This is a genomic window from Amycolatopsis sp. 2-15, from assembly GCF_030285625.1.
Taxonomy (GTDB): domain Bacteria; phylum Actinomycetota; class Actinomycetes; order Mycobacteriales; family Pseudonocardiaceae; genus Amycolatopsis; species Amycolatopsis carbonis.
In genome coordinates this window covers 2,475,096-2,491,884 of record NZ_CP127294.1, presented here as the reverse complement: position 1 = coordinate 2,491,884, position 16,789 = coordinate 2,475,096, and the positions used below count along the sequence as shown (strand labels likewise).

Annotated in this window: 19 protein-coding genes and 1 riboswitch; of the genes, 10 read left to right on the top strand and 9 right to left on the bottom strand. The window is 70.9% G+C overall.

Annotation, left to right across the window (positions count from 1 at the left end):
* Positions 1-8: 8 nt before the first annotated feature.
* Positions 9-1,028, bottom strand: a complete 1,020-nt coding sequence (locus QRX50_RS12140; RefSeq protein ID WP_285972043.1) for a phosphatidylinositol-specific phospholipase C domain-containing protein — start codon at positions 1,026-1,028, stop codon at positions 9-11.
* A 113-nt stretch (positions 1,029-1,141) separates the two neighbouring features.
* On the opposite strand from QRX50_RS12140, the gene thiD reads away from it, so the two are divergent.
* On the top strand, positions 1,142-1,975 hold the full coding sequence (gene thiD, locus QRX50_RS12135; protein ID WP_285972042.1) for a bifunctional hydroxymethylpyrimidine kinase/phosphomethylpyrimidine kinase: 834 nt from the start codon (positions 1,142-1,144) through the stop codon (positions 1,973-1,975).
* Positions 1,976-2,049: 74 nt separating this feature from the next.
* Here the strand turns inward: thiD and QRX50_RS12130 are convergent, their stop codons facing one another.
* The 4 genes from QRX50_RS12130 to thiO all read right to left on the bottom strand — a co-directional run bounded on the left by QRX50_RS12130 (position 2,050) and on the right by thiO (position 4,720).
* A complete protein-coding gene (locus QRX50_RS12130) occupies positions 2,050-2,481 on the bottom strand; it encodes a MarR family winged helix-turn-helix transcriptional regulator (RefSeq protein WP_285972041.1) in 432 nt (143 codons plus the stop codon).
* 204 nt (positions 2,482-2,685) lie between these two features.
* Positions 2,686-3,441: a thiazole synthase gene (locus tag QRX50_RS12125; protein ID WP_285972040.1), complete on the bottom strand. Its 756-nt coding sequence runs from the start codon at positions 3,439-3,441 to the stop codon at positions 2,686-2,688.
* A gap of 2 nt (positions 3,442-3,443) precedes the next feature.
* Positions 3,444-3,644 (bottom strand): sulfur carrier protein ThiS, encoded by a 201-nt coding sequence (gene thiS, locus QRX50_RS12120; RefSeq protein WP_285972039.1) that lies wholly within the window; start codon positions 3,642-3,644, stop codon positions 3,444-3,446.
* Positions 3,644-4,720, bottom strand: coding sequence for a glycine oxidase ThiO (gene thiO / locus QRX50_RS12115; RefSeq protein WP_285972038.1), 1,077 nt, complete (start codon positions 4,718-4,720; stop codon positions 3,644-3,646). Before thiO ends, thiS begins: the two co-directional genes overlap by 1 nt.
* Positions 4,715-4,820, bottom strand: a riboswitch (TPP riboswitch). It overlaps the preceding gene by 6 nt.
* Before the next feature lie 30 nt (positions 4,821-4,850).
* On the opposite strand from thiO, the gene thiE reads away from it, so the two are divergent.
* On the top strand, positions 4,851-5,516 hold the full coding sequence (gene thiE, locus QRX50_RS12110) for a thiamine phosphate synthase (RefSeq protein ID WP_285972037.1): 666 nt from the start codon (positions 4,851-4,853) through the stop codon (positions 5,514-5,516).
* On the opposite strand, the gene QRX50_RS12105 is transcribed toward thiE, so the two are convergent.
* On the bottom strand, positions 5,513-6,298 hold the full coding sequence (locus tag QRX50_RS12105) for a hypothetical protein (protein WP_285972036.1): 786 nt from the start codon (positions 6,296-6,298) through the stop codon (positions 5,513-5,515). The genes thiE and QRX50_RS12105 overlap by 4 nt on opposite strands.
* 154 nt (positions 6,299-6,452) lie before the next feature.
* Here QRX50_RS12105 and QRX50_RS12100 point away from each other — a divergent pair, with 154 nt between their 5' ends.
* Positions 6,453-7,397, top strand: coding sequence for a threonine ammonia-lyase (locus QRX50_RS12100; RefSeq protein ID WP_285972035.1), 945 nt, complete (start codon positions 6,453-6,455; stop codon positions 7,395-7,397).
* A 3-nt stretch (positions 7,398-7,400) separates the two neighbouring features.
* Here QRX50_RS12100 and QRX50_RS12095 read toward each other — a convergent pair whose 3' ends face one another.
* Complete coding sequence (locus QRX50_RS12095) at positions 7,401-8,915, bottom strand: MFS transporter (protein WP_434533333.1); 1,515 nt, start codon at positions 8,913-8,915, stop codon at positions 7,401-7,403.
* A 152-nt stretch (positions 8,916-9,067) separates the two neighbouring features.
* The gene (locus tag QRX50_RS12090; protein ID WP_285972034.1) at positions 9,068-9,823 is read right to left on the bottom strand and encodes a GntR family transcriptional regulator; all 756 of its coding nucleotides are present in this window, start codon (positions 9,821-9,823) and stop codon (positions 9,068-9,070) included.
* Between the two features lie 155 nt (positions 9,824-9,978).
* Between QRX50_RS12090 and QRX50_RS12085 the strand changes: the two genes are divergently transcribed.
* On the top strand, positions 9,979-11,022 hold the full coding sequence (locus tag QRX50_RS12085; RefSeq protein WP_285972033.1) for an SIS domain-containing protein: 1,044 nt from the start codon (positions 9,979-9,981) through the stop codon (positions 11,020-11,022).
* On the top strand, positions 11,019-12,020 hold the full coding sequence (locus QRX50_RS12080; protein WP_285972032.1) for an N-acetylglucosamine kinase: 1,002 nt from the start codon (positions 11,019-11,021) through the stop codon (positions 12,018-12,020). Before QRX50_RS12085 ends, QRX50_RS12080 begins: the two co-directional genes overlap by 4 nt.
* Positions 12,021-12,127: 107 nt before the next feature.
* Here QRX50_RS12080 and QRX50_RS12075 read toward each other — a convergent pair whose 3' ends face one another.
* Entirely contained in the window at positions 12,128-12,796 is a 669-nt protein-coding gene (locus QRX50_RS12075) for a DUF3159 domain-containing protein (RefSeq protein WP_285972031.1), read from the bottom strand.
* A 276-nt stretch (positions 12,797-13,072) separates the two neighbouring features.
* Between QRX50_RS12075 and QRX50_RS12070 the strand changes: the two genes are divergently transcribed.
* The 5 genes from QRX50_RS12070 (at position 13,073) to QRX50_RS12050 (ending at position 16,638) form a co-directional block, all read left to right on the top strand.
* A complete protein-coding gene (locus QRX50_RS12070; protein ID WP_285972030.1) occupies positions 13,073-13,900 on the top strand; it encodes an SGNH/GDSL hydrolase family protein in 828 nt (275 codons plus the stop codon).
* An 84-nt stretch (positions 13,901-13,984) separates the two neighbouring features.
* Positions 13,985-14,722 (top strand): OmpA family protein, encoded by a 738-nt coding sequence (locus tag QRX50_RS12065; RefSeq protein ID WP_285972029.1) that lies wholly within the window; start codon positions 13,985-13,987, stop codon positions 14,720-14,722.
* A 6-nt stretch (positions 14,723-14,728) separates the two neighbouring features.
* Positions 14,729-15,187 (top strand): LapA family protein, encoded by a 459-nt coding sequence (locus tag QRX50_RS12060; RefSeq protein WP_285972028.1) that lies wholly within the window; start codon positions 14,729-14,731, stop codon positions 15,185-15,187.
* 93 nt (positions 15,188-15,280) lie between these two features.
* Entirely contained in the window at positions 15,281-15,757 is a 477-nt protein-coding gene (locus QRX50_RS12055) for a DUF6932 family protein (RefSeq protein WP_285972027.1), read from the top strand.
* Positions 15,754-16,638, top strand: a complete 885-nt coding sequence (locus tag QRX50_RS12050; RefSeq protein WP_220244693.1) for a hypothetical protein — start codon at positions 15,754-15,756, stop codon at positions 16,636-16,638. Before QRX50_RS12055 ends, QRX50_RS12050 begins: the two co-directional genes overlap by 4 nt.
* The last annotated feature ends 151 nt before the right edge of the window (positions 16,639-16,789 follow it).

Here is a 16,789-nt window from a genome sequence, read left to right as displayed (position 1 = left end):
GATGAAACTCAGCCGCGGGCGTCGACCTGCGGCAGCACCGTGGTCAGGCCCGTCCAGTCGGACGTGACCACGGACGCGTGCTGCGCCGCGAGCTCGGCCACGCGCTGGTTGGCCTGGTCGACGGTCGGGTTGTGGTCGTCGATGGCCGGGGCGACGTTCTGGCCGTCGGTCATCACCACGTAGTAGTGGTTGTCGTCGTACCACGCCGGGCCGGTCTGCGTGACCCACGCGTTGGCGTCCCCGTCGAAGACCACGAACCACGGCTTGAGGTTGGCCGCGTACTTGTCGCGCGGGTCGCCGCCGACGGCGCCGTGGACGGTCGGGAAGATCTGGACGTCACCAAGCTTGCCCGCGTTCTTCTGCGCCAGCAGGTAGTTCGCGTACTCGATGTCGGTGTGCAGCGTGTCGGTGGGGTTCTGCTCTTCCACCGTGCCCGGGATGATCTCCGTCATCACCTTGCCGTGCAACGCGTCCACGGTCGGCCAGTTGTCCGCCTTGGCCGCGTCGTCGAGCGTCGCGTAGCTGCCGAGGAGGTCGGCCGGCTTGAAGACGGCGCTGCCGAGGTGGGCGCGGAAGGCCGCGTCGAGCTCGTCCGGGCCCATCCCGGTGTTGTCCGAGAAGCCGGTCTTCATCTCGAGCTTCAGCGTGAGTGGCGTGTGGTCCGGGTGGGCCGCGAGCCAGATGCGGATGTCGTCGAGGCAGTACTCGAGGTTCTTGTTCGTCCCGCCCTTGTAGAGGTCGGCGGTCGTCGACGCGGCGACGCAGTTGTTGCTGTTGCCCAACGGGTTCGAGTGGCTCACCTTCCACTCGTGCGTGATGAAGTCCGGCCACACGTCGAGCTCGATCAGCGACGAGCCGTTGTCCAGCGCCTGCGCGAGGAACGGGTATGCGGCCGGGTCGTAGGTGTTGTGCACGCCGACCGTGGTCACGTGCGAGAGTTTCGGGCTGTCCGCGTTCGCGACGGCTGCCCCGGACAACGAGGCGGCGACGAGCGCGCCGACCGTCACGACCACTGAAGCGAGTTTCATCCTGACCCCTTCACCCACCGATGGTGCGATGGCACTCACACTGTGCCACCGTGATGGACTGTGGATGAAGGACAGCTGACCAAATGGACTAGACCAGAAGTCGGAAAGTGCCCATGACTGAAAACCCGAGCCTGCCGTCGGCGTTGACCATCGCCGGTTCCGACTCCGGCGGCGCAGCCGGACTCCAGGCCGATTTGCGGACATTCCTCACTTGTGGGGTCCACGGGCTCGTCGCCGTGACGGCCGTGACGGTGCAGAACACGTTGGGAGTCCACGATCGCGCGGACATCCCGCCGCACGTCGTCGCCGGCCAGATCGAGGCCGTCGCGTCGGACATGGGTGTGGGCGCGGCGAAAACGGGCATGCTCGCGTCGGCGCAGATCATCCACGCCGTCGCGACGGCGTGCGACAACGCGGGCATCGGTCGCGACCACGACGTGCCGTTCGTGGTCGACCCGGTGGCGGCGTCGATGACCGGCCACCCGCTCTTCGACGCCGACGGCCTGTCCGCGCTGCGCGAGGAACTGCTGCCGCGCGCGACCGTGCTGACGCCGAACCTCGACGAGGTGCGCCTGCTGACCGGCCTGACCGTGACCGACCGCGAGGGCATGCACACCGCGGCCGTCGCGCTGCACCGCCTGGGGCCGAAGTACGTGCTCGTGAAGAGCGGCCACCTCGTGTCCGACCCGGAGTGCGTCGACCTCCTCTTCGACGGCTCCACGTTCGTCGAGCTGCCCGGCCCGCGCTTCAACACCCCGCACACCCACGGCGCGGGCGACACCATGGCCTCGGCTCTCACGGCCGGGCTGGCGAAGGGTATGTCGGTCGTCGAGGCCGCGCGCTACGGCAAGTGGTTCGTGTCGCACGCGGTCGAGCACTCGTACCCGATGGGCGCGAAGGTGGGGCCGGTGTCGGCGTTCTGGCGGCTCGCGCCGGAGGACCGCTAGCCCGCGGTGGAGATCGAACCGGTCGTCGCCCGTGTGATCACGAGCGGACGACCGCGGCGGCCGGGAGTGGTCTCCTAGCTGTCGTCGGAGATCAGGGCCTCCAGGGCCGGCAGCGCGACCGTGAGGGCTTCGCGGTACTCCGGGCTCAGCTTGTCGAGGCGGCGGTTCAGCTCCTGCACGCGCGTGGACCGCACGCCGGACACGAGCCGCTCGCCCTCTTCCGTCGCGCGGGCGAGCCAGGCGCGGCGGTCGACGGGGTCGGATTCGCGCGTGACGTAGCCCGCCTCGACGAGGGTGGCGATTATGCGCGACATCGTGGCCGCCGCGACGCCCTCCTTCGCGGCGAGGTCACCGAGGCGCAGCTGACCGAAGTGGACGAGCGTGGCGAGCGCCGAGATCGCGCCGTGGCCGGGCCCGGGGACCCCAGCCTGCCGCAACGAGCGCGACAACCGTCCCACGGCCAGGTACAACCTGCCCGAGACGTCCTGGACCGAGGATAGAGTCACGGCTGGCTCCTCCTGCCACTGTTGCCCGCCGCCTTTGCGCCGGAAAGGTGTCGTCCACCATAAGGCCTGCCGGTGCACGTTCAGCGTTAAGCGCGGACGAAATCACCGACCGGGGCACGCAACGCGGACCACTTGCACCAGGCGGCTTACCCGCGTTCACCCCGGCAGGGCGAAACGGGCCGCGCACGCACGGCAGCGAGGCCGTCAGCGAGGCGGGCTCGACGCGTGGGCCCAGAAGCGCTGCGGGACCCGGCCCGCGTCGCGCGCCAGGCGGCCCGCCTCGACGCCCGCGCGCATGGCCGCGGCCATGCGTTCCGGGTCCTTGGCGCGGGTCACCGCGGTGGACAGCAGCACCGCGTCGCAGCCGAGTTCCATGGCGAGGCAAGCGTCGGAGGCGGTGCCGATGCCCGCGTCGAGGACGACGGGGACCATGGCGCGCGCGACGATGAGCTCGATGTTGTGCGGGTTGCGGATGCCGAGGCCCGTGCCGATGGGAGCGCCCAACGGCATCACGGCGGCGCAGCCGGCCTCCTCGAGCCGCAGGGCGAGCACGGGGTCGTCGTTGGTGTACGCGAGCACCGTGAAGCCGTCGGCGGCCAGCTGTTCCGCGGCGTCCAGGGTTTCGAACGGGTCGGGCAGCAGGGTGCGGTCGTCGGCGTGGACCTCGAGCTTGATGAGGTCCGTGTCGAGCGCCTCGCGGGCCAGCTGGGCGGTGAGCACGGCCTCCGCGGCGGTGCGGCAGCCGGCGGTGTTGGGCAGCAGCTTGATGCCGAGGCGTCGCACGAGGCCGAGCACGCCGGTGCCGCCGTCGGCGTCGGCCTTGCGCATCGCGACGGTCGTCAGCTCGGTGCCTGACGCGACCAGCGCGCGTTCCAGCACCGACAGGTTCCCGGCGCCACCGGTCCCGATGATCAGCCTCGACGACAGCTTGTGTTCGCCGATGACCAGAGCGTCGTCCATCGTCAGCCTCCCTGCACCGCGGTCAGCACGTCGATGTTCGCGCCCTTCGGCACGACCGACGCCTCCCACTCGCCCCGGCGCACGACCTCGCCGTTCACCGCGACGGCGACGCCCTGGCGGGTCACGTCGAGTGCGTCGAGCACCTCGGACACGGTGGCGCCGTCGGGGAACTCGCGCCAGCTCCCGTTGACCTTGATCTCCATCAGACTCGCTCCTTCTGCAGCAAACGGGCGGGCGCGGCCGCCCCGATCTCGTCCGGCGGCGCCTCGCCGGCCAGCCACGCGACCACGGCGTCGGCGGTCACGGGGGCCATCAGCAGGCCGTTTCGGTGGTGCCCCGTCGCCGCGTACACGCCTTCGCCGAGCTCCCCGATGTACGGCAGCGCGTCGCGGCTCCCCGCGCGCAGCCCGGCGGCGATCTCGACGAGCTCGTACTCCGTGATTCCCGGCAGGATCCGTTCGGCGCCTTCCAGCAGCTCCCGCACGCCACGCGCGGTCACCGCCTCGTCGAAGCCCGCTTCGTACTGCGTCGCGCCGAGCACCAGTTCGCCGTCGGCGCGCGGCACGAGGTAGATCGGCCGGCCCTCGACCATCGCGCGCACCGTGTACGGCGGAGGCGGCAGACAGCCCCGACGCGGCCGCAGCCGCAGAATCTCGCCCTTGAGCGGCCGCACGGCGTCGGCCAGCAGCGGGTGCAACGCGCCCGTCCACGCGCCGGCGGCCAGCACGACGGGGCCGGTCACATCGTCGAGCGAAGCAATCCGCGAAGCAGAGAACTCGACCCCGCGCTTCGAGCACGCCGCCAGCAGCGCCGTGAGCAGCTTCCGGTTGTCGACAGCCAGGTCACCCGGCACGTGCAGACCGCTGCGCACCGCGCCCAGACCCGGCGCGAGCCGCCGCGCCGCCCGCCCGGTGAGCCGCTCGACGGCACGGCCCAGCGACGTCAGGTACTCCGCGAGAATTTCGAGGTGCCCGGCGTCGGCGCTGTCGAACGCGACCACGATCGTCCCGTGCGAAGCCAGCCCCGGGTCCGTCCCCTCCGCCGCGAGGTCACGCGCGAAATCGGGCCAGCGCCGCAGCGACTCCTCGCCGAGGCTGAGCACGTGCTCCTCACCCGGCCACGCCTCCGTGACCGGCGCCAGCATGCCGCCGGCCAGCCACGAAGCGCCGCGCGCGGGTGAAGGATCGACCACCGTGACGCGGTGGCCGCGGGCCGCCGCGCGCCAAGCCGCGGACAGGCCGATGACACCGCCGCCGACGACGGTGAGGGTCTCGTTCATGGGAATCACGCTCCCTGCGCCGGCATGACCCGGATCAGGTTCCACGGTCGGAGCGGCAGCTCCCTCTCAGCCCGTGCCTCGGGCTCCCGTGCGGACCACCCCACCGTAGCGCGCGGGTAACGTCCCCGCCATGCCCGCCCTGACCGGATCACAGATCCGCACCCGCCTGGCCGATTCGCGGCTGTACCTGTGCACCGACGCCCGCTCGTCGCGTGGCGACCTCGCCGAGTTCATCGACGCGGCCCTGGCCGGCGGCGTCGACATCGTGCAGCTGCGCGACAAGACGAACGGCGCCCCGCTCGAGGCCGCGCAGGAGATCGCAGCGCTCGAAGTGCTCGCCGAAGCCTGCGCGCGCCACGGTGCGCTGCTGTCGGTGAACGACCGCGCCGACGTCGCCCTCGCCGCGGACGCCGACGTGCTGCACCTGGGGCAGGACGACATCCCCGTGCCGCTCGCCCGCCGCATCCTCGGCGACGACGTGGTGATCGGCCGCTCCACGCACTCGGTCGAACAGGCCACCGCGGCCGCCGCCGAAGACGGCGTGGACTACTTCTGCACCGGCCCGTGCTGGCCGACGCCGACCAAGCCCGGCCGGTACGCGCCGGGCCTCGACCTGGTCCGGGCCACGGCTGAAACCGGTACCGACCGGCCGTGGTTCGCAATCGGCGGCATCGACACCGAACGCCTGCCGGAGGTGGTGGCGGCCGGCGCGACGCGGATCGTCGTGGTCCGCGCCATCACCGACGCCGAAGACCCGAAGGCGGCCGCGGAGACACTGAAGGCGCGGCTCGGTTAGGGCGCCGGAGTCCCCGACGCCGCGCCCTTCGTCTGCGGTGCGCTCGGCGTGGTCGACGCCGCCCCGCCCGTGCTCGGTGGCGTGTCACTCACCGAACTCTGCGACGTCTCCGACTCACTCGTGGACGTGTTCGAGGAGGACGAGGGCGGCGTGTTCGACTCGGTCTCGCTGGGCGGCGGGGTGTTCTCCGACGTCGCGGGCGGGTTGTCGTCCTGCTTCTGCTGCTGGGTCGTGCCTGAATTGCCGTGGTGGAAGACACCGGGTCCGACGTTGCCGCCTGAGACGAAGTCCGCCCCGACCGCCACGGCGATCGCGATGACCGTGGCGACCACGCTCGTCCCGATGATCAACGGCCAACGCAGCTTCCGCAGCTTGTCTGCGAACGATTCCTCCGGCTCCGGCTGCTCCCGCCCGGTGAGCTTCGAGATCCGCACCGTCGGCATCTCCGACGGGTCGAGCGGCATCAGCACGGTCGGCATCTGCGCCGGATCGTCGACCGGCGGCAGGCCGGGCCTGCTGCCCCTGCGCTGGCCCGCCGTCACGAGCACCGCGCGTGCCTTCAGCGCGGCCTCGCGTGTGCGCTGCAGCGAACGCAGGTACAGCTCGGCGCCGACCGTGGTGATTACGCTCGCCAGCCCGGCACCGACCACGGTGCCCGCGACCCCCAGTGTCGACCCCAGCAGCGCCGCCGTCACCGCGGCCAGCGCCGTGGCGACGATCTGCGCGGGGCGGAAGTTCTTCTTCGCGCCCTGCTCCGATGTTCTTTCCCGCTCCTCGCTCATGATCCCGATCTACTAGTGCCCGGAAATTTCCCCTCTGGTGTTCAACGGTTAAGTCGTCTCAGGAACTCCCCGCGTTGCCCAGTCGTGAGGGAGGACACGTTGACTGTCCATAATGGATAGACTATTGCTCACACTTTCCTGACATACTCGCCGCATGCGATTGGTGACGATCTCCGACATCGAGGCCGCGGCGAAGCGCGTGGCGGACCACGCCGTACGCACTCCGCTGTTGCGCCAGCCCTGGGCCGAAGGCGAACTGTGGCTCAAACCCGAGAGCCTGCAACAAATCGGCGCGTTCAAGATCCGCGGTGCGTACAACGCGATCGCCTCACTCGACGACGTGGAGCGCGCACGCGGTGTGGTCGCGTATTCCAGCGGTAACCACGCGCAGGCGGTCGCCTACGCCGCGAACGCCTTCGGCATCCCCGCCGTGATCGTGGTGCCCGACGTGGCGCCGCGGCTCAAGGTCGAGGCCACCCGGCGCTGGGGCGCCGAGGTCGTCGAGGTGCCGATCGCGGACCAGGCGCCGGCCGCGGCCGCGCTGGCGCAGGAGCGCGGGCTCACGCTCATCCCGCCGTTCGACCACCTCGACGTGATCGCGGGCCAGGGCACCGCGGGCCTGGAAATCGCCACCGACCTGCCGGACGTCGACACCGTGCTCGTGCCGGTGAGCGGCGGTGGGTTCGCCGCGGGCGTCGGCACGGCGATCAAGGCGCTGTGCCCGGACGCGAAGGTGATCGGCGTCGAGCCCGAGCTGGCCGGCGACACCGCCGAGAGCCTGCGCGTCGGTCGCCGCATCGAATGGCCCATGGAGCAGCGTGCCCGCACGATCGCCGACGGCCTGCGTGCCCAGCCCTCGGACCTCACCTTCGCCCACTTGCAGAAAGTGCTCGACGACATCATCACCGTGACCGAGGACGAGATCCGCGACGCCGTGCGCGTGCTGGCCCACCGGGCGCGGCTCGTGGCCGAGCCCAGCGGCGCGACGGCCACCGCCGCGTTCCTGCACCACGCCGGCGAGCTGCCGGGCGGCAAGACGGTGTCGGTGGTCTCCGGCGGCAACGTCGACCCGAAACTGCTGGCCGAGCTGCTCGCATAGGGATCAGTCGCGCACCGGGCCCGGGCGGACGTGGGTCGGCGGCCCGTCCACCCCGCACGAGTAGCACTCGCCGAGGTGGGGCGACTCGTCGTCCACGACTCGCTCGGCCTCGGGCCCGGCCGGGCCACCGGCGGTGTCTCCGGAATCGTCCGGAGAACCGAGCACGCCGTTGTGAATCCCCAACGCGATGAGGCCCCCGGCGATCGCCAGGACGGCGCAGATGAGCAGAGCCATGCGCCAGCCGGCCGTCAGCGCGACGGGGTCGCGGTAGGCCGAACCGGTGAGTCCGGCGGCAGCGGGGAGCACCGCGACCGCAAGAAGACCACCCGTTCGGGCGATCGCATTGTTCACCCCGGACGCGACACCGGCGAAGCGGTCGGGGGCCGCGGCGAGCACCGTCGCGGTCACCGGCGCCACCGTGCACGCGAGTCCGAGGCCGAACACGACCACCGCGGGGAAGACCGAACCGAGGTACGAGGACCCCGGTCCGACGCGGATCAGCAGGAGCATGCCGATGCCGATCACGATCGGTCCGACCACCAGCTGCAGCCGCGGCCCGATGCGCTGGGCCAGCGCGCCCGAGCGGCCCGAGAGCAGCAGCATGATGATCGTGATCGGCAGTCCGGCCAGGCCCGCGAGCGTCGGCGGGTAGTTCAGGGAGACCTGCAGCTGCAGGACCAGCAGCATCATCACGGCGCCGAGGGCGGCGTAGACCACGAACGTGAGCGCGTTGGACAGCGTGAACGTCCGGTTGCGGAAGAGGCTCGGCGGAACGAGCGGTTCGCGGGAGTGGTGCTGCAGCCAGAGGAACACGCTCAGCCCGGCGATGCCGGCGACCAGCGCGATCAGCACGATCGGGTCGCCGATGCCGCGGCCGGGCGCTTCGACCAGCGCCCCGGTGATCCCCGCGAGCCCGATCGCGCCCGTCGCGGCGGCGGTGAAGTCGGGGTGGCCGGTGGCCGTCTCGTCGCGCGACTCGGGCACGAACTTCAGCGCCATCAGCACCACGACGATGGCCAGCGGCACGTTGATCAGAAACGCCAGCCGCCAGGACCAGACCTGCACCAGCACGCCGCCGAGCAGTGGTCCGACCGCGGCGGCCAGACCACCCAGCCCGGACCACGCGCCGATCGCGCGCGCCCGGTCGTTGTGCCTGAACGACGACTGCAGGATCGCGAGTGAGCCGGGGGTGAGCAGCGCGCCGCCGATGCCCTGGATGATCCGGAAGATCACCAGTTCCGTGGTCGAGGTGGCGATCGCGCACAGCGCCGAGGCGATGCCGAACCAGACCACGCCGATCAGGTACATGCGGCGCCGGCCGTAGCGGTCGCCGAGCGAGCCGGCCACGAGGATCAGCGCGGCGAGCGCCAGCATGTAGCCGTCGAGGATCCACTGCAGCCCGGCGACCGTGGCGCCGAGCTCCTCGCCGATCCGGGGCAGCGCGACATTGACGATCGTCCCGTCGAGCATGGCCATGCTCGAGCCGAGGATCGTCGTCCACAACACCCCGCGCGCCAGCGGGGTGCCCCAGCGGATACCGCTGTCCGTCGTCGTCACCGTGCGATCACCGCGCACGCTCGAAGCTCATGCGCACACGGTGACGCGACGCCGGGCCGGGCGCAACCACCCACGCCCGGCCCGGCGAGTGCTCCCGGGCCCGCCGGCCCGGCTCACGGCAGCAGCGTCGTGACGAACTTGTAGCGGTCGCCGCGGTACACCGAGCGCGCGAACTCCACCGGCTTGCCGTCGGTGGCGAACGAGTGCCGCGTCAGCATCATCACCGGCATGCCGACGTCCGCGCCGAGCATCTCGGCTTCCTGCGGGCCGGCGAGCGACGTCTCGATCGTCTCCTCGGCGCGCAGGAGTTCGACGCCGTAGTGCTCACGAAGCACTGCGTAGAGCGACCCTCCGGCCGAAATGTGCTTGCGCAGCCCGCGGAAGCGCCCGAGCGGCAGGTGCGTCGTCTCCAGCGCCATGGGCTGGGAGTCGGCCAGCCGCAGACGGCGAAGGCGAAGAATTTTCGCACCCTGGCGGATGGCGAGCAGTTTCGCGAGTTCGCCCTCCACGGGCAATTCCTCGAGTTCGAGCAGTTTCGACGACGGCTTCAGGCCTTGCTTGCGCATGTCCTCCGTGTACGAGGACAGCTGCAGCCGCTGCGCGAGCTTCGGCTCGGCCGCGAACGTGCCCTTGCCTTGAACGCGGTGCAAGCGGCCCTCGGCCGTCAGGTCCGCCAGCGCCTGCCGCACGGTGGTGCGCGACACGGTGAACTCGCCCGCCAGCGCCCGTTCCGTCGGGATCGGCGAGCCTGGCGGCATGGCGTCGAGCAGATCCAGCAGGTGCTGTTTCAGCGCCCAGTACTTGGGTTCGCGCTGCCCGCGCACACCCGCCGTTGTCCCCGCCTCACTCGCGGGGGATGTCTCCAACATGACCGGCTCCCTCAGCTTTCCCTCACTATCGCGCCACTTCCCCGTCAAGAAACGTACCCTTCACCACAAACGCTCCGCCGAGCTAGCATTGGTCTAGACCTGACCGCACGCCGCTCAGCACACCCGGGGCTCCGGTCCCGGCGGAGAGGAAAGTGATGACCCAACAACATCCCGGCGAGCACATGGCCGCGGAAATCTCGGAGCAGCCTGCCGTACTGGCCGGGCTCGTCGAGCGGCAGGGCGAAATAGCCGAAGTAGCTGAAAAGATTTCACAAAAGCCGCCCCGTTTCGCTTTGCTCGCCGCACGGGGATCGAGTGACCACGCTGCGTTGTACGCCAAGTACCTGATCGAGGTACTCCTGGGTCTTCCCGCGGGTCTCGTGTCACCGTCCACCGCGACGCTCTACGGCGCACGACCAGACCTCAAGGACGTGCTCTTCGTCACCGTGAGCCAGAGCGGCGGCTCACCCGACCTCATCGAGGTCACCGAAGCGGCCCGGCGCCAGGGGGCGCTCACGGTATCGGTCACGAACACACCGGACTCGCCGCTGCGCGCGGCGGCCGAGCTGGGCGTGGACATCGGCGCCGGTCTGGAGAAGGCGGTGGCCGCGACCAAGACGTACTCCGCGACGCTGCTCGCGCTGTACCTGTTCATCGACGCCGTGCGCGGCGGCAAGGCGGCCGACGCGCAGAAGCTCGGCGACCTCGCCCAGCAGACGCTCGACGGCGCGACCGAAGGCGTGCAGCGCGCGGTGGACCGCTACCGCTTCGTCGACCGCGTGCTCACCACCGGCCGCGGTTACTCCTACGCGACGGCGCTCGAAGGTTCGCTGAAGCTGGCGGAGACGAGCTACCTCGCCGCCCGCGCCTACAGCGGCGCAGACCTGCTCCACGGCCCGGTGGCGGCCGTCGACGGCGAGACCGCCGTGCTCGCGGTAACCAGCGCGGGCCACGGCGGCGCGGCCATGGGTGAGGTGCTCGAGGCCGTCGGCAAGCGTGGCGCCGACGTGCTCGCGGTCGGCTCGGCGTCGGCCGACGTGCCGGCGGCGCTGCGGATCCCCGTGGCCCCGACGGCCGAGGAACTCGCGCCGATCCTGGAGATCCTGCCGATCCAGCGCATCGCGCTCGGGCTTTCGCTCGCGCGCGGCGGTGACCCGGACAGCCCGCGCGGGCTGCTGAAGGTGACCAAGACCCGGTGAATCTCGTCGTGGGCGTGGACGCCGGTGGCACGTCGACCCGAGCGATCGCGGTCGACGCCACCGGCGCCGTGCTCGGCTCGGCGACGGCCGGCGGCGCCAACCCCAACTCGCACCCGCCGGCGGAGGCGGCCGCGCGCATCGCCTCGGCGATCGAGCGGGCGCTGGGCGGGCGCACGGACGTGCGCGCCGCTGTGGTCGGGCTGGCCGGGGTGAGCAAGCTGTCCGACCCCGCGGTCGCGGCGGTGTTCACCGAGGCGTGGCGACGGATCGGTTTGGCCGGTGTGGTCCGGACGGTGGCCGACGCCGAAGTCGCGTACGCGTCGGCGACGTCGGCCCCCGACGGCACCGTGCTCGTGGCGGGCACCGGCTCGATCGCCGGCCGCATCCGCAAACGGCGGATGACCGCCACGGCGGGCGGCTGCGGCTGGCTGCTCGGCGACGAGGGTTCGGCGTTCTGGCTCGGGCGCGAGGCGGTGCGATCCACTTTGGAGGCGCTCGGCCGCGGGCCGGCACTCACCGGGCTGCCGGCCGCCGTGCTCGCCGAGGCGTTCGGACCGTCTTTTGTGGACTCTCGGGACCAAGTGGCCACTTCAGACAATCACGATTTCCCCAATTCGCTTGTCACGGAAGCGAATCGGTTGGCCACCGCGCGTGCGCTCATCACGAAGGTCAACGCCGAAGCGCCCATCCGGCTCGCGCGGTTCGCGCCCCTCGTGAGTGCCGCGGCGGCCGCCGGAGAGCCCGCCGCGACGGAAATCGTGGCCCGGGCAGCCGATCTTCTGATCGCCACGGCCCTCGCCACGCGCGATCCGGGCGAGAAAACTCCCGTGGTACTCGTGGGCAGCGTCCTCACGGGAACGGGTCCGGTGGGACCGCTCGTGCAGGCCGGGCTGGCCGGGCTCGACGTGCTGACCAGCTCCGACGGAGTGCTCGGCGCCGCGTGGCTGGCCGCCGTCGACGCCTGGGGAGAGACGGCGGCGCGACCTTCGGCAAGGTGAATACGACCAAAACATGGTTCGAAGTGCCCAAACCGTCGACTCAACCCCTCCGGGCCGGGTACCGTAGACATCGGCCCCCGGACCCTCCCCCCTCGCCGGGGGCCGCCTTATGTCCTGGGCCCGTTTTCCGGACCCGGTTCCGAGGCGAGCCGCAGGCCCGGATGCCCGGCCGGCAGCGCCTTGTAGAGCACCCAGCCGCTCACCGCCACGGTCGCCGCGACCAGCGGCCAGGAGAGCGCGGTGCGCGCGATACCGAGAGCGACCACCTGCCCGCCCCACCACAGCAGGCCGTAGACCACCACGCGGATCAGGTACTGCAGCACCCACACCCAGCTCGCCCACGAGTACGCACGCAGCAATGCGGGGTCACGGCGCCAGCGCGTCTTCTGTCCGATCAGGAGTCCCACGATCACGCCCAGCAGCGGCCACCGCACCACGATGCTGGCGGCGAACAGCAGCGCGCTCGCCGCGTTCGAGAGCAGCTGCAGCAGGAAGAAGTCCTCCGCGCGGCCGGTGTGCAGCGCGATGAGCGCGGCGATCACCACGGCCGCGAGGCTCACGACGACCGCGCGTGCCTTGTCGCCGCGGATCAGCCGGTAGGTGCCGAGCACCACGGCGACCCCGATGGCCACGATCGCGCCCCACGAGATCGACTGCCCGGTGGCCAGCCAGCCCACCACGAAGGCCACCGGCGGAATGCTGGCGTCGATCGCCCCTCGGCGGCCACCGAGGATCTGCGCGAGCGACTCGCGCGAAGGCGTCGTCTCGTCCGTCACATCCCCAGCCTGCCGGATTCCGGAGCGGCAGTCCCGAAGCGGGAGACCTTCGCCACACGCGTGTCCGATCAGTGCTCGATTGAGCGGTTCGTCACCCCGGATCGAGGTGAAAATCGCGTAATACACGCGCGCGACGATCCGACAAGATAAGAGACTGTGACTTCCGCCTGAATCAGGGGTGGCTGCCGGGAAGGATACGGGGACGTCCGATTGTTAGTTGTGGTGTACAACTTAACGCGGGGCAGGCGCGGTTAGTCCGGGGAAGGGGATCCCAGAGTGTACGGAATCGACAGTTACGTGGCGATCGGTGACAGCTTCACCGAAGGCCTCAACGACGAGCTGCCCGACGGCTCCTTCCGGGGCTGGGCCGACCGGCTCGCCGAGATGCTCGCCGCGGGACGGCCGGACTTCCGATACGCGAACCTGTCGCTGCGCGGCAAGATGCTCGACGAGATCATGGACGAGCAGCTGCCGATCGCGCTCGAGGTCAAGCCCGACCTGGTCACGCTGTGCGCGGGCGGGAACGACGTGATCGTGCCGGGCGTGGATGTCGATGCCATCGCGGCCCGGTTCGAGGCCGGCGTGGTGAAGCTGCGCGAGGCCGGCATCCCGGTCGTGATCTTCAACGGTCCCGACACCAAGGCGCTTTCGGTGATGAGCGTGCTGCGCGGCAAGATCGGCATCTACAACACCTACCTGTGGGCGATCGCGGCCCGGCACGGCGCGCAGATGGTCGACCTCTGGACCATGGCGCCGCTGCACGACCGGCGCGCCTGGAGCGACGACCGCCTGCACTTCACGCCCGACGCGCACCGCCGCATCGCGCTGCTGACCGCCGAGGTGCTCGGCGTGCCCGTGACCGAGGACTGGCGCGAGCCGTACCCGCCGACCGCGGAGCCGGCCACCTGGATCACCTCGCGGCGCTCGGACCTCGACTGGACCAAAACGCACCTGCTGCCGTGGATCCGCCGCCAGCTCAAGGGCCAGTCGATGGGTGACGGGCTGTCACCGAAGCGCCCGCAGCTCTCGCCGCTGGTGCAGGCCGAGGCCGCCGCGCTGGAGCTCGACGTGCGCGACCTCCAGGACAACGCCACCGCGTCCTGACCTGGTCCCGGTTCGGATCAGCGCCACCCGAATGGCGCGCCCGACCAGGTCGCCAACGGGCCGGGCCCGGCCTATGGTCCCTATATGTCCGGTGCTCGCGGTTGGCTCCGCCTGATCCCCGTCGCGGTGCTGGTCACGGCTGTGCTCGCCGGGGTGGTCACGTGGGTGGGGGCCGGCAGCATCGAAGGCGACCTCGCCGGACGATCACGCTCCGCGCTCGCCGCGGCCGGCATTCGGGGTGGCGACGTGTCGTTCTCGGGCCGGCAGGCGACGTTGTCGGGTTTCCCGGCGGACCAGGCCGGGCGTGCGCTGGGGATCGTGCAGGGCGTCGACGGGGTCGAGTCCGCGGAGGTTTCCGGTGGGGCGGCGCCGAATCCGCCTTCCGTGACACCCACGGCGCCGTCGAAGACGAGTCCGCCGCCGAGCAGCAGCGCGCCACCGAGCACGACTTCGTCGGCGCCGCCGACCGACCGCGCCGGGGTGCAGAACGAGCTGGACGCACAGCTGGCCGACGCGCCGATCACGTTCAAGCCGAACAGTGCGCAGCTCACGCCGGAGGGCACGCAGTCGGCGCGCGCCGTCGCGAAGCTGCTGAAGGACGCGCCCGACGACCTGCGCTACCGGATCACCGGGCACGTCGCCGAGGGTCCGGGCGGACGGACGTCGGCGATCCGGCTTTCGCAGAGCCGGGCGCGGGCGGTGATGCGGTTGCTGACCGCCGGCGGAGTGCCGGCCAACCGGCTGCTCGTTCGCGGCAGCAGTACCGCGGCGCCGGGTGAGGGCGGGGACCGGCGGGTCGAGATCACGGTCGAAGAGAGGTGATGGCGGATGCTCTGGCTCTTCGGGCAGATCTGGCTGTGGCTGCTCGTCGCGTTCCTGCTGGGGGCGCTGGTGATGTGGCTGATCATGCGAGCGGGGCGGCCGAAGCGTTCTCGTGAACCCGCGGCTTCGGCGGCGGGCGCAGGCTCGACGTCGGGCTCGACGTCGGGCTCGCTGGCTGACGTCGCGGAGCCGAGCGACGCCGAGCGGACGCAGTACATTCCGGTGACCAGCTACGACTACGACGAGCAACCCGAACGGGTCTACAACGACTACCCCGAGGTGGACCCCGACGAGCCGTACGCCCCGGACGAGCCCTCCGGCCACCGGATCGGGCGACTGCCGGACCCCGAACCGCACCTCTCGGGTGACCTGAACTGGCCGACCGCCGAGGAGCCCGTGGACGGGTGGCCGCGCGACGACGAGCCCCACAAGTCCGCGCCGCGCCGACCTGGGCGAGGTGGCTGACACCCACCTGGTAAGTTCGGCTACGCACTGTGAGCAATGGTGTGCGCGGGAGCCGTGAGCCTCTCGTCGAGGTTCGCGAGGTCAGGAGGTCCGATGCCGCTCCCGCACTGGACGCCGCAGAACCTGCTGCCCCCGGGCCGTCACCAGGCCGATCTCGCCGACGTCTACGAGCGGCTCGTGTTCGACGCCCCGCACCAGAACGATCGCGAGATCCTCTTCAGCGCGCTCAACAGCTACCTCGGTGTCGCCCGCCAGGTGATCTCTTCGGGCCGCGCCTGGATCGGCGGCGCGTTCGTCATGCGCACGGGCCACCCGCCGCGCGGCCTCGACGTGGTGCTGTTGCCCGACGAGTGGGGCGCGCTCAAGCGGCTCGACGACGAGGGCCGAACGGCGCTGTACGGCCTGCTCACGCTGCGCGGAGTCATCATCGGGCAGCCCGCGATGTACCTCGAGCAGGTACAGCCGGTGGGCGGGATGCTCGACGGGTTCCTGTGCCGTCCCGGCGACGAGGACGTGTGGGAGACCGTGTGGGCCGAAGGTGGCAAGGGGTTCCCGGAGATGGTCTGGTGAGGAACGAGTTCCGGCGCATCGCCGACGAGATCCCCGGCGGCACGTGGCTCGACGACCTCGCGCGCGCGTCGGCGATGGCGGCCAACGCGAAGTTCGAGCGCACGTCGCGCTCGCCGCTGCTGCACGTGTCGGTGATCGGCGAGACGCACATCGACGCGTACACGTTCTCCGACATCAGCCGCGCGCTTCAGGACGCGACGGCGAAGATCGGGCACATCATCCGCAACCCGTCCAACGAGGTCACCTTCGTCCAGCAGGCCGACCGCGACAAGGCGCCGCTGATCCAGAAGGGCCAGGCGGGCAACGCGATCTTCTTCGGCTTCCCCGAGCCGGCGCTCGACGACGCGCTGATCCACGACGGCATCGAGACCCTGTCGGAGCGCGCGGTCAAGGAGCTCTGCGACTTCTTGCCCGCCAACGGTTCCGACGACGGCGCGCTCGACGCGGTCCTGCTGCAGCGCGACACCGTGCGCAACGCGGTGAGCGACATCGTCAACGCGGTGAGCAAGCACGCCGGCATCGGCATGGCGCTCACCCCCACCGCGGGCGAGCACGTGACGCGCAGCGTGACGACCGAGCAGGCGCGGATCCTGAGGGACAGCCTGCGCGAGTCGCGCGAGGCCGTGGGCTACGAGACCGTGTCCGGCCGCCTCGACGGTGTGCGCACGCGGCGGCGGATCTTCTACCTGGAGCGCGAATCCGGCGGCACGATCCAGGGCGCCGTCGCCGAGGACCTGCTCGATCAGATCAAGGAGAACCTCGACCGTCCGGTGACCGCCCGCCTGCGTGTGGTCCGGACGACGACCATCGACGGCCGTCGCGGCCGCCCGGTGCACGAACTGCTCGAGATCACGCCCGAAGTGAGCTTGTTCGACCACTGATTTCGCGCGGTTCGTTCATTCGCGGCGCCGATAATGTGCATACGCGGCGCATGCTCAATTGTGGTTTCCCTGGTCACTCACTGGGGTGCGGGACGGTAAATGACCAGTGCGCGTCCGGCGCGGTGAATAGATGACGTTTTCTGCTATGTAA

What these genes read in the sequence shown, in the direction of transcription:
- QRX50_RS12140 (WP_285972043.1), bottom strand. Translation starts at nt 1,028, where the DNA reads ATGAAACTCGCTTCAGTGGTCGTGACGGTCGGCGCGCTCGTCGCCGCC.
- thiD (WP_285972042.1), top strand. Translation starts at nt 1,142, where the DNA reads ATGACTGAAAACCCGAGCCTGCCGTCGGCGTTGACCATCGCCGGTTCC.
- QRX50_RS12125 (WP_285972040.1), bottom strand. Translation starts at nt 3,441, where the DNA reads ATGGACGACGCTCTGGTCATCGGCGAACACAAGCTGTCGTCGAGGCTG.
- thiS (WP_285972039.1), bottom strand. Translation starts at nt 3,644, where the DNA reads ATGGAGATCAAGGTCAACGGGAGCTGGCGCGAGTTCCCCGACGGCGCC.
- thiO (WP_285972038.1), bottom strand. Translation starts at nt 4,720, where the DNA reads ATGAACGAGACCCTCACCGTCGTCGGCGGCGGTGTCATCGGCCTGTCC.
- thiE (WP_285972037.1), top strand. Translation starts at nt 4,851, where the DNA reads ATGCCCGCCCTGACCGGATCACAGATCCGCACCCGCCTGGCCGATTCG.
- QRX50_RS12105 (WP_285972036.1), bottom strand. Translation starts at nt 6,298, where the DNA reads ATGAGCGAGGAGCGGGAAAGAACATCGGAGCAGGGCGCGAAGAAGAAC.
- QRX50_RS12100 (WP_285972035.1), top strand. Translation starts at nt 6,453, where the DNA reads ATGCGATTGGTGACGATCTCCGACATCGAGGCCGCGGCGAAGCGCGTG.
- QRX50_RS12090 (WP_285972034.1), bottom strand. Translation starts at nt 9,823, where the DNA reads ATGTTGGAGACATCCCCCGCGAGTGAGGCGGGGACAACGGCGGGTGTG.
- QRX50_RS12085 (WP_285972033.1), top strand. Translation starts at nt 9,979, where the DNA reads ATGACCCAACAACATCCCGGCGAGCACATGGCCGCGGAAATCTCGGAG.
- QRX50_RS12065 (WP_285972029.1), top strand. Translation starts at nt 13,985, where the DNA reads ATGTCCGGTGCTCGCGGTTGGCTCCGCCTGATCCCCGTCGCGGTGCTG.
- QRX50_RS12060 (WP_285972028.1), top strand. Translation starts at nt 14,729, where the DNA reads ATGCTCTGGCTCTTCGGGCAGATCTGGCTGTGGCTGCTCGTCGCGTTC.
- QRX50_RS12055 (WP_285972027.1), top strand. Translation starts at nt 15,281, where the DNA reads ATGCCGCTCCCGCACTGGACGCCGCAGAACCTGCTGCCCCCGGGCCGT.